This is a genomic window from Pseudomonas morbosilactucae, from assembly GCF_023241715.1.
Taxonomy (GTDB): domain Bacteria; phylum Pseudomonadota; class Gammaproteobacteria; order Pseudomonadales; family Pseudomonadaceae; genus Aquipseudomonas; species Aquipseudomonas morbosilactucae.
The window spans coordinates 1-13,065 of the sequence record NZ_JALQCW010000009.1; the positions used below are offsets into that span (position 1 = coordinate 1).

Annotated in this window: 13 protein-coding genes and 1 pseudogene; 9 read left to right on the plus strand and 5 right to left on the minus strand. The window is 64.5% G+C overall.

Going from position 1 to position 13,065, the window contains the following annotated elements:
* Window positions 1-154: 154 nt before the first annotated feature.
* Window positions 155-1,396, minus strand: a complete 1,242-nt coding sequence (locus tag M1B34_RS05735; RefSeq protein ID WP_268261954.1) for a TIGR03862 family flavoprotein — start codon at window positions 1,394-1,396, stop codon at window positions 155-157.
* Between the two features lie 188 nt (window positions 1,397-1,584).
* The gene (locus tag M1B34_RS05740; RefSeq protein WP_123334755.1) at window positions 1,585-2,505 is read right to left on the minus strand and encodes a histone deacetylase family protein; all 921 of its coding nucleotides are present in this window, start codon (window positions 2,503-2,505) and stop codon (window positions 1,585-1,587) included.
* A gap of 76 nt (window positions 2,506-2,581) precedes the next feature.
* Here M1B34_RS05740 and M1B34_RS05745 point away from each other — a divergent pair, with 76 nt between their 5' ends.
* The 3 genes from M1B34_RS05745 (at window position 2,582) to M1B34_RS05755 (ending at window position 4,713) form a co-directional block, all read left to right on the plus strand.
* Complete coding sequence (locus M1B34_RS05745; protein ID WP_123334757.1) at window positions 2,582-3,151, plus strand: GNAT family N-acetyltransferase; 570 nt, start codon at window positions 2,582-2,584, stop codon at window positions 3,149-3,151.
* A 102-nt stretch (window positions 3,152-3,253) separates the two neighbouring features.
* The gene (tesB, locus tag M1B34_RS05750) at window positions 3,254-4,123 is read left to right on the plus strand and encodes an acyl-CoA thioesterase II (RefSeq protein ID WP_123334759.1); all 870 of its coding nucleotides are present in this window, start codon (window positions 3,254-3,256) and stop codon (window positions 4,121-4,123) included.
* A complete protein-coding gene (locus M1B34_RS05755) occupies window positions 4,120-4,713 on the plus strand; it encodes an HAD family hydrolase (RefSeq protein ID WP_123334761.1) in 594 nt (197 codons plus the stop codon). The genes tesB and M1B34_RS05755 overlap by 4 nt, the downstream gene beginning before the upstream one ends.
* Window positions 4,714-4,741: 28 nt before the next feature.
* On the opposite strand, the gene M1B34_RS05760 is transcribed toward M1B34_RS05755, so the two are convergent.
* Together M1B34_RS05760 and ypfJ are read right to left on the minus strand one after the other, a co-directional pair.
* Window positions 4,742-5,713: an alpha/beta hydrolase gene (locus M1B34_RS05760; protein ID WP_268264633.1), complete on the minus strand. Its 972-nt coding sequence runs from the start codon at window positions 5,711-5,713 to the stop codon at window positions 4,742-4,744.
* Complete coding sequence (gene ypfJ, locus M1B34_RS05765; RefSeq protein WP_123334765.1) at window positions 5,714-6,604, minus strand: KPN_02809 family neutral zinc metallopeptidase; 891 nt, start codon at window positions 6,602-6,604, stop codon at window positions 5,714-5,716.
* A gap of 139 nt (window positions 6,605-6,743) precedes the next feature.
* Here ypfJ and pcaQ point away from each other — a divergent pair, with 139 nt between their 5' ends.
* From pcaQ to pcaG, 3 genes are all read left to right on the plus strand, one after another.
* Window positions 6,744-7,673, plus strand: a complete 930-nt coding sequence (gene pcaQ, locus M1B34_RS05770) for a pca operon transcription factor PcaQ (protein WP_123334767.1) — start codon at window positions 6,744-6,746, stop codon at window positions 7,671-7,673.
* A 101-nt stretch (window positions 7,674-7,774) separates the two neighbouring features.
* Window positions 7,775-8,494, plus strand: a complete 720-nt coding sequence (gene pcaH, locus M1B34_RS05775; RefSeq protein ID WP_123334769.1) for a protocatechuate 3,4-dioxygenase subunit beta — start codon at window positions 7,775-7,777, stop codon at window positions 8,492-8,494.
* 10 nt (window positions 8,495-8,504) lie between these two features.
* On the plus strand, window positions 8,505-9,110 hold the full coding sequence (gene pcaG, locus M1B34_RS05780; protein ID WP_268264634.1) for a protocatechuate 3,4-dioxygenase subunit alpha: 606 nt from the start codon (window positions 8,505-8,507) through the stop codon (window positions 9,108-9,110).
* Between the two features lie 48 nt (window positions 9,111-9,158).
* Here pcaG and M1B34_RS05785 read toward each other — a convergent pair whose 3' ends face one another.
* A complete protein-coding gene (locus M1B34_RS05785; protein WP_268264635.1) occupies window positions 9,159-10,007 on the minus strand; it encodes an aldo/keto reductase in 849 nt (282 codons plus the stop codon).
* Between the two features lie 211 nt (window positions 10,008-10,218).
* On the opposite strand from M1B34_RS05785, the gene M1B34_RS05790 reads away from it, so the two are divergent.
* The 3 genes and pseudogenes from M1B34_RS05790 (at window position 10,219) to M1B34_RS05800 (ending at window position 13,026) form a co-directional block, all read left to right on the plus strand.
* Entirely contained in the window at window positions 10,219-10,995 is a 777-nt protein-coding gene (locus M1B34_RS05790) for an IclR family transcriptional regulator (RefSeq protein WP_123334775.1), read from the plus strand.
* A gap of 149 nt (window positions 10,996-11,144) precedes the next feature.
* A complete protein-coding gene (locus M1B34_RS05795; RefSeq protein ID WP_268264636.1) occupies window positions 11,145-12,197 on the plus strand; it encodes a Gfo/Idh/MocA family protein in 1,053 nt (350 codons plus the stop codon).
* Window positions 12,198-12,202: 5 nt separating this feature from the next.
* A pseudogene (locus M1B34_RS05800) lies at window positions 12,203-13,026 on the plus strand (sugar phosphate isomerase/epimerase family protein).
* Window positions 13,027-13,065: the final 39 nt, after the last annotated feature.

Here is a 13,065-nt window from a genome sequence, read left to right on the forward strand (position 1 = left end):
GGCGAACATCGAACAGCACACTCATGGAACTGGGCCTGTTGCCGTTGTTTACACACTAAATATTCCAGCGCTCAACTTGCCGCTTGCCGCTTGCCGCTTGCCGCTTGAAACTTGCAGCTTGCAGCTTGCAAGCTTGCAGCTTGCAGCTTGCAGCTCAACGCCTACCCCTCACCCACTCCAACATCCCCAATCCGGCCCGGCGTCCGCTGGCAAAGCAGGCCGTCAGCAGGTAGCCGCCGGTGGGGGCTTCCCAGTCGAGCATTTCCCCGGCGCAGAACACTCCGGGGCATTGCTTGAGCATCAGTTGCTCATCCAGCGCTTCGAACGGCACGCCGCCGGCGCTGCTGATGGCTTCGTCCAGTGGTCGCGTACTGACCAGCGTCAAGGGCAGCGCCTTGATCGACGCCGCCAACTGGACCGGGTCATTGAAGGTCTGCGCTGGCGTCAGTTCGCGCAACAACGCCGCTTTCACCCCGTCGATCCCCAACTGGCTGTGCAGGTGCTTGGCCATTGAGCGTGAACCGCGCGGCTTGGCCAGGGCCGCCTGGACCTTGTCCCGTGGCTTGCCGGGCAGCAGGTCGATATGAATCGTCGCCTGGCCGTGTTGCCGGATCGCCTCACGAATCGATGCCGACAGGGCATAGATCAGGCTGCCTTCGACACCGCCGGCGGTGATCACACATTCACCCAGGCGTGGCACATCGTCGTTGAGACCGATGGCGACGTTTTTCAGCGGCGCGCCGGCGAACTTGCTGCGTAACAGTTCGCTCCAGCCCGTCCCCTCGAAACCGCAGTTGCTCGGCTGCAACGGCGCCAACTCGACGCCACGTTCTGCCAGCACTGGCATCCAGGCGCCGTCGGAGCCCAGGCGTGCCCAACTGCCACCGCCCAGGGCCAGGATCACGGCATCCGCCTGTACCGCGCATTCGCCCTCGGGATGTTGGAAGCGCAGGCTGCCATCGGCCTGCCAGCCCAGCCAGCGATGGCGAGTGTGAATCACCACGCCGGCGTCCCGCAGGCGTTTGAGCCAGGCGCGCAACAGCGGCGCGGCTTTCATGTCGGTGGGGAACACCCGGCCGGAACTGCCGACAAAGGTCTCGATGCCCAGGTCGTGAATCCATTGGCACAGGGCCTCGGCGCCAAACTCCCGCAGCAGCGGGGCCATTTGCGGCGCCCGTTCGGCGTAACGGGAAAGGAAGGCCGGGTAGGCTTCGGAGTGGGTGATGTTCATGCCGCCGACCCCGGCCAGGAGGAACTTGCGGCCCACCGATGGCATGCCGTCGTACAGTTCGACCCGAACCCCGGCCAGGCTCAGCACCTCGGCCGCCATCAAGCCTGCGGGGCCGCCACCGATAATAACGACGTGATGGGAAAGGGCAGGGCTGGATCGAGTCATGGCAAAGGGGCGGTGTCGGCGGAATAAGCCGCGCATTCTACCCGAGGATGCCCCGCTGTCGTCGCTCTACAGTGCTGATCAAAAAACAACCATGCTCCTGTGGGCCTTGATCAGCCTGGCCTGTAGGGGCTTTCGCTCAGGTTATCCACAGGCGGTTCCACAGGCATTGTGGGTAACGTCAGCACGCTTCAATGACAGCCTGATGACTGCCACACCCGTTGGGCGCTGTGGTGGAGGATGCCGTGGCGCCGCGCCAGGGCCTGGCGGTCCTTGCTGTAGCCACCGCCGATTACCCCTACCACGGGGATATCCCGGCCCAGGCAATGGCGCATGACCCGCTCGTCGCGCTCGGCCACACCGGCATCGGTGAGCTTGAGGTAACCCAGGGCGTCGTCCTGGTGCACGTCCACACCGGCGTCGTAGAGGACCAGGTCCGGCTGGTACAGCGGCAGCAGGTAGTTGAGGGCGTCGTCCACCACCTTCAGGTAATCGGCGTCGCCCATGCCCATGGGCAAGGGGATGTCCCAGTCGCTGCTGGCCTTGCGCGCGGGGAAGTTCTTTTCACAGTGCAGCGACACGGTCACCGCGTCTGGCGTGTGTTGCAGAATCCGCGCGGTACCGTCGCCCTGATGCACGTCGCAGTCGAAGATCAGCACTCGGCTGACCCGGCCGCTGGCGAGCAAGTAATGGCTGATCACCGCCAGGTCATTGAAGATGCAGAACCCCGCCGGGTAGTCGTAGTGGGCGTGGTGGGTGCCCCCCGCCAAATGGCAGGCCAGGCCGTGTTCCAGGGCTTGTTCGGCGGCCAGCAACGAGCCACCCACCGCACGCACGGTGCGTCGGGCCAGGGCTTCGCTCCAGGGCAGGCCGAGGCGCCGCTGGTCTTCCCGGGACAACTCGCCGCTCATGTAGCGTTCGATGTAACTCGGGTCGTGGGCCAGGGCCAGCACGTCGGCCGGGCACAGCTGCGGGCGCAGCAGGTCGGCGTCACGGGTCAGGCCGCTGGCCACCAGGTGATCGCGCAGCAAGCGGAACTTGTCCATGGGGAAGCGATGGTCCGCAGGGAATTCGGGGCTGTAGTCATCGTGGTAAATCAGCGGCAAGGACATGGCATTTTCTTAGAGGAACCCGTGAAGGATCCTACCAGCGATGTAGACTGGCTCCCATGGGAACGGAGGGGGACCGATGGAGCCAATACTGCAACTCGAAAGTGCACGCCTGGTGTTGCGGCAATGGCATGACGACGATTTGGCGGAGTTTGCGGCGATGTGCGCCGATCCCCAGGTCATGCGCTATTTTCCGGCGCCGTTGAGCCGCCTGGAAAGTGCCGCGCTGATCGGCCGCGTGCGCGGGCATTTTGCCGAGCACGGCTTTGGTCTCTGGGCCCTGGAACGCAAGGACACCGGGGCCTTTATCGGTTTCACCGGCCTGGGCGTGGTGGGCTTCGAGGCGTCTTTTACCCCCGCGGTGGAAATTGGCTGGCGCCTGGCCAAGGAGCATTGGGGGCTGGGCTACGCCAGTGAGGCGGCCTGGACGGTGCTGCGTTGCGGTTTCGATCGCTTGAGCCTGCAAGAGATCGTGGCGTTCACCAGCCGCAGCAACCTGCCGTCGCAGAAAGTCATGCAGGCCATCGGCATGCAGCCGGCCCCCGAAGACGATTTCGACCACCCTGCGCTGGCGGGCGACCATCCGCTGCGCGGGCACGTGCTGTACCGCATCACCCGTGAACAATGGTTGGAAACCTTGCATGGATAGCCGGCGGGCACGTTTAGAATGTGCCGATTATTTGCAGCAGCCTACTGAATTGACCGCCGCAGCCAAGACTGCGCGGTATTGCTCTGTGTGAGGAGAGTCTGAATGAGCCATGTGTTGGATGATCTGGTCGACCTGTTGACCCTGGAAGCGATCGAAGAAAACCTGTTCCGCGGTCGTAGCCAGGACCTGGGTTTCCGCCAGCTGTTCGGTGGCCAGGTGCTCGGCCAGTCCTTGTCCGCCGCCAGCCAGACCGTTGAAGCGGCGCGGCATGTGCACTCCATGCATGGTTACTTCCTGCGCCCCGGGGACGCCGCGTTGCCGGTGGTCTACCAAGTGGACCGGGTCCGCGACGGTGGCAGCTTCAGCACGCGCCGGGTCACGGCAATCCAGAAGGGCAACCCGATCTTCACCTGCAGCGCGTCGTTCCAGTACGACGAAGAGGGCTTCGAACACCAGAGCAGCATGCCCGAGGTGGTCGGCCCGGAGAACCTGCCCTCGGAGCTGGAACTGACCCAGCAGCGTGCGCACCTGATTCCTCAGCACATGCGCGAAAAACTGCTGTGCCCCAAGCCCATCGAAGTGCGCCCGGTCACCGAAAAAGACCCCTACAACCCGCAGCCGATGGATCCGGTGAAGTACGTCTGGTTCCGCGCAGACGGCGCCCTGGCGGACATCCCGGCACTGCACAAATACCTGTTGGCCTACGCCTCGGACTTCGGCCTGCTGACCACCTCGATGCTGCCCCACGGCAAGTCGGTGTGGCAGAAAGACATGCAGGTCGCCAGCCTGGACCACGCCCTGTGGTTCCACGCCGACCTGCGTGCCGATGACTGGTTGCTGTACGCCATGGACAGCCCCTGGGCCGGCAATTCCCGCGGGTTTTCCCGGGGCAGCGTGTTCAACCGAGCCGGGCAACTGGTCGCCTCGGTGACCCAGGAAGGCCTGATTCGCCATCGCAAGGATTGGGCATGAGCCTCTCAGGCGTTCGGCATTGGGTGTTCGACATGGACGGCACCCTGACCGTGGCCGTGCATGATTTTGCGGCGATTCGCCAAGCCCTGGCGATCCCCGCGCAAGACGACATCCTCACCCACCTGGCCGCGTTGCCGGCCGATGAGTCTGCGGCCAAGCACGCCTGGCTGCTGGAGCATGAACGCGACCTGGCCCTGGGTTCGCGCCCGGCACCGGGTGCCGTGGAGCTGGTGCGTGAGTTGGCGGGGCGCGGTTATCGCCTGGGCATTCTTACCCGCAATGCGCGGGAGCTGGCCCATGTGACCCTGGAGGCCATCGGCCTGGCGGACTGCTTTGCCGTGGAGGATGTGCTGGGGCGCGATGAGGCACCGCCCAAGCCCCATCCGGGCGGGCTGTTGAAGCTGGCCGAAGCCTGGCAAGTGGCGCCTGAGGCCATGGTCATGGTGGGCGACTACCGCTTTGACCTGGACTGTGGCCGCGCCGCCGGGACGCGCACGGTGCTGGTGAACCTGCCGGATAATCCGTGGCCGGAACTGACCGATTGGCATGCGCGGGATTGTGCCCAGTTGCGGGAATGGCTGTTGGCTTGAGGGCTTTCGCCAGCAAGCCGGCTCCTGCCTAGTGGAAAAGTGCCGCCTGGCCTTCGGGCGAGGTGAGCATCTTGTCGCCGTCATGCCCTACCCCGGGCACCTCCACCACGCGTTGCATCAGCCCCTGCGGGTGACGCTGCCGGAGGTAGTCGAAGTAGTTGTGCCCGCGAATCAGCCGATAGGCGCCCTGGGCCTCGGCGGCGCAGCCCTTGTCCAGTGCCGGGTGCTGCGGGTCGATGTCTTGCTGCCCTAGCAGGTAAGTGATGTCGCGCTGCACATAGCGTTGTTCCAGCTCGCGGCCGCTGTGCCCGGCAGCGTAGGCCGGAAGCTTCTGCAGGCCGTATTTCCAGTCGTTTAAGCCCGGGCAGCTGTCCTTGACGATCTGCATCGGCCGCCAGGCATCGAAGTAGGCATAGGACGACGGATTGGCAATCACGTAGCGCAGACCGATCCCGGCCTGTTTCAGCTCGGCATGCTCGCCGGTGAGCAGGGCATATCGCTGCACCACTTGGGCACCACCGGAGTGCCCGGCAATCACCACCTGCTTGAGTGCCGGGTAGCGTTTGCGATCGCTGAGGCGTTGGAGGATGGCATCCAGCGCGGCGTAGGAGCTCAAGGTGACGGGGCCGCTGGACGGGGCGCCGGCCATCCAGTCATTGCCCTTCCAGCGCAGTAGGGCGTCGGGCAAATGATGGCGGGCGATGTCGTCCTGATTGAGCAACTGCGGAGCGATCACCAGGGTCGTGGCGCGCTGTCCGGCCTGCTCGGCGGCGCGCTCGCCGCTGTGCAGGTAGGTCTGGGCATTGCGCAGCCGCCCGTGAACGATGATCAGCGCCCGTTGCACCTCGGGCAATGGCTGGCGCCAGTCCTGGCTCAGGCCCAGGGCCAGTTGTCCGCCGTCCACGGCCAGGCGTTCGGGGCTGATGACCTTGACCCCGTGTTCCGCAGCCTGGGCGCCGAGGCAGCCCAGGCACAGCCAGGTTGCCAGTAGCCGACGCACCTACAGGCTCTTGGCGGCAAAGGTGTCGCACTGGCCGACCTGGCCCTGGGCAAAGCCGGTCTTGAACCAGCGCACCCGCTGCGCCGAGGTGCCATGGGTAAAGGAGTCAGGCACGACACGGCCCTGGCCTTGCTGTTGCAGGCGGTCGTCACCGATGGCGTTGGCCGCGTTCAGGGCTTCTTCCACATCCCCGGGTTCCAGCCAGTTAAGGCGTTTCTGCGCGTGGTAGGCCCAGACCCCCGCCAGGCAGTCGGCCTGCAGTTCCTGGCGCACCAGTAAGCCGCCGTCGCCTTGCATCGGCCGACCCTGTTGCCGCGCCGCCTGGACCTTGGCTGAGACACCCAGCAGGGTCTGCACGTGGTGGCCGATTTCATGGGCAATCACGTAGGCCTGGGCGAAGTCACCGGCGGCGGAAAAGCGCTGGGCCATTTCCCGGAAGAAGTCCATGTCAAGGTACACCTGCTGGTCGGCCGGGCAGTAGAAGGGGCCGGTGGCCGAACTGGCGGCGCCGCAGGCGGAGTTGACCCGGCCGCGGAACAGGATGAGCTTGGGCTGCTGATACTGGCGCCCGGCCTGTTGGAAAATCTGGCCCCAGGTGTCTTCGGTGTCGCCGAGGATGGCGCGCACGAACTCCGCCTGCTCGTCGTTCGCCGGGGGAGCCTTGCGCGCCTGGGGGGTGGCCGGGGCCGAGGTCTGTTCCATCTGCCCGGCCAACTGCCCGAGGATCTGCATCGGGTCCTGGCCGGTGATCCAGCCAATGCCGACGATCAGCAGGATGGCGGTCAGGCTCAGGCCCTTTCCGCCGCCGAAACGCATGCCGCCTCCGCCCCCGCCGCTGTCATCGCGAGCATCCACCACGTTGTCGCTGCGCCGGCCTTTTTTCCAAAGCATGGGGGAATCCTCGTTTTTTGTGCTGATCAGTGTTGCTGGTGAGTGGGGGCGACGCCAGTCCGGTCGTCAGGGTTTTGCGCGCACGTTACCATTGCCCACCGCCGTATCGATTCTGTCGCGACACCTTCGGGGCTCACTATTGAACATCGACACCCGCATCAAATTCCGTCACCTCGTGTGTTTTCTTGAAATGGCCCGCCAGGGCAGCCTGGCACGGGCGGCGGACGTGCTCGCGGTGAGCCAGCCGGCCATGTCGAAAACCCTCAAGGAACTGGAGCAACTGCTGGACACGGCGCTGTTCACCCGCAGCAAGGCCGGGCTCAGCCTGACGGAGGCCGGGCGGGCCTTCATGCATTACGCCGGGCCGTCGGTGCAGGCTCTGCGCGAAGGGGTCAACACCTTGCGCGGCGGCGATTACGCCGCCGGGGTGGTGCGTCTCGGGGTGCTTTCCACCGCCGAAAGCCTGCTGTTGCCCGAGGTGGTGCGGCGCCTGCATCAGCGGCATTCGGCGCTGGTGGTCAGCGTGGTCACAGGGCCCAGCGCCTACCTGCTGTCGCAACTGCGCGTGGGCGATGTGGACCTGGTGGTGGGACGCATGACCGAAAGCCCGGAGATCCAGGGCCTGAGTTTCGAGCACCTGTACAGCGAGTCCATGACCCTGGTGGCGCGGCCTGGGCATCCGCTGTTCGACGGGCCGCTGGAGCGTGAGGCCCTGGAACGTTATCCACTGGTGCTGCCGCTCGCCGGCACCACCATTCGCAAGTTTGCCGACAGCCTGTTTGTGCAGTGCGGTATCCGTCAGCCCCAGCAGCGCCTGGAAACCTTGTCGGTGGCCCTGAGCCGGCGTTATGCCCTGTCCAGTGACGCCCTGTGGATTGCCCCGCTGGACGCGGTGCGCCTGGACCTGGGCCATGGCGACCTGCGAGAGATTGACCTCGGCCTGCGGGAGCCGGGCGGCTCGGTGGGCATCTCCAGCAATGCCAGCCTGCCTTTGTCCCTGGCCGCGCAAGGCTGTGTCGAGGTGCTGCGTGAGGTGGGGCAGGCCTATCGAGAGGGGCTTTATCCATAACTATTTAGTTATGGATAAAAGGCGGCTTTTCAATGTTCTGCGGCGTCCTGTTGTTTGAAACTGCCCCGGCAGCTCCATAAATCCAACAACAGGAGACCGACATGTCTGATGCAGACAACAGTCGTTTCGTTATCCGTGATCGCAACTGGCACCCCAAAGCCCTGACCCCCGACTACAAGACTTCAGTGGCCCGCTCCCCGCGCCAGGCCCTGGTGAGCATTCCGCAGTCGATCAGTGAAACCACCGGCCCAGATTTTTCCCACCTCAAGACCGGGCGTTTTGACAACGACCTGCTGCTCAACTTCAACAACGGCGGTCTGCCAGTGGGCGAGCGGATCATCGTTTCCGGGCGGGTCTGCGACCAGTACGGCAAACCGATTCCCCATACCCTGGTGGAGATGTGGCAAGCCAACGCCGGCGGCCGCTACCGGCACAAGAACGACCGTTACCTGGCGCCCCTGGACCCGAACTTCGGCGGCGTCGGTCGGGCCCTGACCGACCGTGACGGCTATTACAGCTTCCGCACCATCAAGCCCGGGCCCTATCCATGGCGCAACGGCCCCAATGACTGGCGTCCGGCCCATATCCACTTCTCCATCAGCGGCCCGTCGATTGCCACCAAGCTGATCACTCAGCTGTATTTCGAGGGCGACCCGCTGATTCCGCTGTGCCCGATCGTCAAGTCGATTGCCAACCCGGACGCGGTGCAGAGCCTGATCGCGCGCCTGGACATGGGCAGCGCCAACCCGATGGACTGCCTGGCCTATCGCTTCGACATCGTGCTGCGCGGCCAGCGCAAGACCCATTTCGAGAACTGCTGAGGAGCCTGCCATGCCTATCCAATTGCTACCTGAAACCCCTTCGCAGACGGCCGGCCCTTATGTACACATCGGCCTGGCCCTGGCGGCCGCCGGCAACCCGACCCGCGCGGACGAAATCTGGAACCAGATGGCCAAGCCTGACGCACCGGGGGAGCGCATCGTGCTGATCGGTCGGGTCTTCGACGGTAACGGCCACTTGGTGCGCGACTCGTTCCTGGAGGTCTGGCAGGCGAACCACGAAGGGCTCTACGACCCGGTGTTCGATTCGGAAAAGCCCTTCAATAGCTTTGGCCGTACCGCCACCACCTTCGATGCCGGTGAGTGGACCCTGAACACGGTCAAACCGGGCGTGGTGAAAAATGCCGCAGGCGTGCCCATGGCGCCGCACATCAACCTGTCGCTGTTTGCCCGGGGGATCAATATCCACCTGCACACGCGGCTGTATTTCGCCGATGAGCCCGAGGCCAACGCCGCGTGCCCGGTGTTGAATCTGATTGAGCAGCCACAGCGTCGTGAAACCCTGCTGGCCCAGTCATGCGAGGTGGATGGCCAGCGCGCCTACCGTTTTGATATCCGCATCCAGGGCGAAGGCGAGACGGTGTTCTTCGACTTCTGAGCCTGGCCTGCTCCCACGTCGAGCCATCGACGTGGGAGCATCGGCCACCTAGCGGTCGAAGGCATCCCAGACTGGGGCGAAGTCCGGGCTTACCAGGCGCTGATTCTTCGGCAGCGCAGCAATGACGGCCCGGTCCTCGTCATCCAGCACCAACTCCAGGGCCGCAAGGTTAGCCAGTTGGTTGGCCTGGCTGCTGGCCTTGGGAATGGCCGAGACGTTGTCCTGATCCAGCAGCCATTTCAAGGCCACTTGGGTCGGCAGCACGCCGTGCTTGGCGGCAATCGCCTGGATTTGTGGCACCTCGGAGACTTTGTTGCGGGCCAGCGGCGAGTAGGCGGTGAGCGCCAAGTCATGTTCGCGGGCGTAACCGAGCAGGGCGTTCTGCCCCAGCAGCACGTGGTACTCCACTTGAATCGCCGACAGCGGCGCCCCCAGTTCTTCCACCACCTTGCGCAACAGCGGCAGCGGGAAGTTGGCCACGCCGATATGCCGCGCCAGCCCTTGTTCCTTGAACGACACCAGGGTCTCGATGCTGCGCTCCAGGTCCCAGCCTTGGGTCGGCCAATGGATGTGGAACAGGTCGACGTAGTCGCTGCCCAGGGCTTTCAGGCTGCGCTCCAGGGAATGGCGCATGGCGTCGGGTTGCAGTTGGTCCCACCAGACTTTGGTGGTGACGTGGATCTGTTCCCGTGGCACGGCGGTGTTGCCGAGGGCGCGGCCCACGGCGTCTTCATTGTTGTAGGCCTGGGCGGTGTCGATGTGCCGGTAACCCAGTTCCAGGGCTTGTTCTACGGCGCGGGTGCATTCGTCGCCCAGCATGGGCCAGGTGCCGAGGCCGAGTTTCGGCATGTGCAGGCCGTGGTGAGTCAGAACCGGGCTATGAGCCGGATGGGGCATGATCGATCTCCTTCAGCGGGGGGCAGGTAACAAGACTGTTCCGGAACTTGATTCCAAAAAAATATACGGGGCGGTGTATCACCCAGCAAGGCGAGCGGCCTTGGATAATCCTGTGTCGAGGTTTTTCTGGGCGGTAATCGAACCGGGCGCCTGAGCTATCCGATTGCGCCGGTTGCCTCTAGAATCGGCCAAATTTCGTGTGGATCCCTCCATGGCCGGCAGTCAAATCGAACGCGTGCTCAGTGTTCTCGAACACCTCACCCAGGACCCTCGCGGGCTGCCCATGCAGACCCTGGCAGAGCAGTTGGGCATCCCCAAGAGCGCGACCCATCGCTTGTTGGCCGAGCTGGTGCGCCTGGGCTATGTGCGGCAGAACCCAGACAACCTGCGTTATCAGTTGTCGACCAAGCTGGTGGCGATGGGGTTCCGTTACCTGGCCAGCAGCGGTGCCGATATCGTGCAGCCGGTGCTTGACCGGCTGGCCCAGGAAACCGGTGAGCTGGTGCGCCTGGGGGTGATCGAGGGTGAGCGTCAGACCTGGATCGCCAAGTCGCAGGGCGCGCGCTCCGGCCTGCGTTACGACCCGGACATGGGGCGCGAGGCGCCGTTGTTCTATACCGCTTCCGGGCATGCCTGGCTGGCGACCCTGAGCGATGCCGAGGCCCTGTCCCTGGTGGAGCGCCAGGACGTGGCGATTGCCGAAGGCCTGGGGCCCAACGCCCCGCGTTCCAACATCGAATTGCTGGAGCGGCTGCGCCTGGCCCGGGAGCAGGGCTATGCCTGGGTCGAGGAAAGTTCGGCGGTGGGCACCTCGGCGATTGCCGCGGTGGTGCGTCATCCGTTGGATCGTCGGGTGGTGGGCGTGCTCAGCGTCGCAGGGCCCAGTGCCCGGCTGCCCCAAGCGCGCCTGCATGAGTTGGCGCCGCTGTTGCTGAGCTTCGCCGAAGAACTGTCCGCTGCCAGCCAGGCCTCCGAACTCTTTAGCTGATGACCTGACTTGGAGTGTCGATGGCCGCTCAGCGTGCAAAGTTGTGCGCTGATCGGACAGTATTTTCTTTGTCTCTTGTGGGAAATTGGAACTGGGTTCTAAATATTGTAAATCCAGCATCCTGATAACAATCACAAGAGGATTTTGCTTTGAATTCGCCACTGCGCATTGCCCTGATTGGCGCCGGTAACATGGGGCAGCAGCACTATCAACACCTCAAGACCCTTCCCGAAGCCCAGCTCTGTGCCGTTGCCGACCCTGGCTCTCAAGCGGCGGAGCTGGCTGGGCAATGGGATGCTCCTTACTTTGCCGATCACTCGGCCATGTTGGCGCAGGCGCGCCCGGACGCGGTGATCATCGCCAACCCCAATACCTTGCACGTAAGCACTGCCCTGGATTGCCTAGCGGCCGGGGTGCCGGTGCTGCTGGAGAAACCGGTTGGCGTGCATCTGGACGAGGTGCGTGAGCTGGTGGGTGCCTCGAAACTCACCGGGGTGCCGGTGCTGGTGGGCCACCATCGGCGACACAACCCGCTGATTGCCCGGGCCCACGAACTGGTGCACAGCGGGGCCCTGGGTCGACTGACAACGGTCACCGCCCTCTGGCAGTTGCAGAAACCCGACAATTATTTCGACATCCCCTGGCGCCGGGAGGCGGGGGCCGGGATGCTCCTGACCAACTTGATCCACGACCTCGACCTGCTGCGCCACCTGTGTGGCGAGGTGCGCCAGGTCCAGGCCATCACCAGCAACGCGGTGCGCGGCTTTGCCAATGAGGATTGCGCCGCGGTATTGCTGCAGTTCGACAGCGGCGCCTTGGGCAGCCTCACCGGTTCCGATGCGGTGGCGGCGCCCTGGAGTTGGGAGCTGGACTCCGGCGAGAACCCGGTGTACCCGCGGCAGGCCGATCAACCGTGCTACTTGCTGGCCGGTACCGGCGGCGCCTTGAGCATCCCTCAGCTCAAGCGCTGGCATTACGCCGAAGCGGGCGCCGGCTGGCACCAGCCGTTGCTGAATGTGCAGGAAAGTTTCAGCCGCGACGAAGCCTTGCGCTTGCAGTTGCAGCATTTCATCAAAGTGGCGCGGCGCGAGGTGCTGCCGTTGGTCAGCGCTGCCGATGCTGCCCGTACCCTGGCCCTGGTCGAAGCGATCCGCGAGGCCGCCCAGACCGGCCGTGCCTGTGCGCCGGCCCTGATTGAGTGAGAGCGATGAGCGAACGTATTTTTTCCCTGGCCAGCCTGACGGTGCTGGAGTTGTCCCCGCCGGACATAGTCGAGGTTGCCGCGCGCGCCGGTTACAGCCATGTGGGCCTGCGCCTGGTGCCGGCCACCGCGGAAGAACATCACTTCCCCTTGGTGGCCGATGCCGAGTTGCGCCGGCAAACCATGGCGCGCCTGCGGGACACCGGCGTCCGGGTGCTGGATGTGGAAATCCTGCGCCTCAAGCCTGAGACTCGGGTGGCGGATTTCGAGGCCATCCTCGCGGTGGGTGCAGAGTTCGGCGCCAGTGAGTTGCTGGTGGCGGGCAACGATGCCGACGAGGCGCGCATGACCGACCACTTCGCTGCCCTGTGCGACCTGGCTGCCGGCTACGGTTTACACCCGCACCTGGAGTTCATGCCCTGGACCGATGCGCCCAACCTTGAGCGAGCGCTGCGGGTGGTCAAGCATGCCGGGCGTGACAACGGCTGTGTGCTGGTGGATGCCTTTCATTTCGATCGTTCGGCGTCGAGCCTGGAGGATCTGGCCCGGTCGACCCGGCGCGCCTGCGTTACGCCCAGTTGTGCGATGTGGCCGGCCCGCGGCCTGCGGACATGCAGGAAATCCTCCGTCAGGCGCGTAACGAGCGGCGTTTCCCCGGGGACGGCGATTGTGATCTGGCGGGGCTTTTGCATTGTTTGCCAGCCGATTTGCCCCTGAGCCTGGAAATCCCCACAGTGCAATTGTTGCAACAGGGTGTGAGTGCCTTGCAGCGGGCACAAACCGCTCTCGACAAAACACGGGCATTATTGGCGAGCATCCAGATGGCCTGATCACGTTCAAGGGTCTATCGCTGTTTGAACCGACCGAGA

Coding starts and splice junctions, on each gene's coding strand:
- M1B34_RS05735 (WP_268261954.1), bottom strand. CDS start 1,396: ATGACTCGATCCAGCCCTGCCCTTTCCCATCACGTCGTTATTATCGGT.
- M1B34_RS05790 (WP_123334775.1), top strand. CDS start 10,219: ATGGCCGGCAGTCAAATCGAACGCGTGCTCAGTGTTCTCGAACACCTC.
- tesB (WP_123334759.1), top strand. CDS start 3,254: ATGAGCCATGTGTTGGATGATCTGGTCGACCTGTTGACCCTGGAAGCG.
- M1B34_RS05785 (WP_268264635.1), bottom strand. CDS start 10,007: ATGCCCCATCCGGCTCATAGCCCGGTTCTGACTCACCACGGCCTGCAC.
- pcaG (WP_268264634.1), top strand. CDS start 8,505: ATGCCTATCCAATTGCTACCTGAAACCCCTTCGCAGACGGCCGGCCCT.
- pcaH (WP_123334769.1), top strand. CDS start 7,775: ATGTCTGATGCAGACAACAGTCGTTTCGTTATCCGTGATCGCAACTGG.
- M1B34_RS05755 (WP_123334761.1), top strand. CDS start 4,120: ATGAGCCTCTCAGGCGTTCGGCATTGGGTGTTCGACATGGACGGCACC.
- ypfJ (WP_123334765.1), bottom strand. CDS start 6,604: ATGCTTTGGAAAAAAGGCCGGCGCAGCGACAACGTGGTGGATGCTCGC.
- M1B34_RS05740 (WP_123334755.1), bottom strand. CDS start 2,505: ATGTCCTTGCCGCTGATTTACCACGATGACTACAGCCCCGAATTCCCT.
- M1B34_RS05745 (WP_123334757.1), top strand. CDS start 2,582: ATGGAGCCAATACTGCAACTCGAAAGTGCACGCCTGGTGTTGCGGCAA.